Source organism: Bacillus sp. LR--39 (genome assembly GCF_053613335.1).
The window spans coordinates 1-978 of record NZ_JBSIOT010000425.1 but is presented as its reverse complement, the minus strand read 5'-3'; the positions used below and the strand labels follow the sequence as shown (position 1 = coordinate 978).

Genomic DNA, 978 nt, shown 5'->3' with positions numbered 1-978 from the left:
TACAGGCGGCACAGCGGATACATTGCAGCACAGACTGGAATTCCGTTCCAAGGATATTGGATCGTCCATTGTCAACGATGACAAGATGGAATTCTTCCGGACCGTCCACTTCACCTTCCAGCTTCGGACCCGTCAAAGCTGTAATATAGCTTGTCAGCCGCTGTCCGACAGCACTTCTTGTCAGCATGCTGACTAGCACTTCAAATTCAGAAAATGACGGGACAATCCGCTCCATTCCCATGACGGTAATTTGTGTTTTCGGCAAGGTGCTCACAAGCCGTCCATTTCCTTCATTGGTCACAAGGCTGACGGAACCCGTGTCAGCGATGGCGAAGTTACAGCCGGTAACGCCGATATCCGCTTCCAGAAACTTTTTCCGGAGAATGGCGCGCGCATGCATCACCAGCTCTTCCGGTTTTTCTGTATGTTGATAGTCCAGCCTTTCTTTAAACACATCGCGTATCTGCTCTTTATTTTTATGAAGGGCGGGCGCTACGATATGTGACGGCGGATCGTGATCATCAATCTGCAAAATATACTCCCCGAGATCGGTTTCTACGACTTCACAGCCTTCCTTCTCCAGCACCTCATTCAGATTGATTTCCTCTGTGACCATTGATTTAGATTTCACAATTTTCTTCCCGTTCTTCTTTTGAATGACATCACGAATATAAGAAGACGCCTCTTCCGCTGTTTCCGCGAAATAGACATGTCCGCCTCTTTTCGCCACATTTTCGGCAAGCTGTCCAAGATAGAAATCAAGGTTTTCAAGGACATGCTGCCTGATTTCCTCTGATAATGAGCGCCACTCCTCCCAGTTTCCCAGTTCTTCTGCTGCCTCTAGGCGCCGCGTCCGCAGACGCTCCTGTGCACCCGAAACAGCGCCTCTCATAAATTCATTATCAATCCCCTGTGATACCCGCTCTTTAAAAGCGTCAGTACCGATTTTCATCGCCATGATCCTTTCCCCCTCTGTAT

At 48.7% G+C, this 978-nt stretch carries 1 protein-coding gene; it reads right to left on the bottom strand.

What is annotated here, in order from left to right; genetic code table 11:
- Positions 1-958 (bottom strand): lactate utilization iron-sulfur protein LutB (lutB, locus tag ACWHAR_RS23765; protein ID WP_452088027.1); only part of this gene is annotated, 958 nt, incomplete at its 3' end.
- Positions 959-978: the final 20 nt, after the last annotated feature.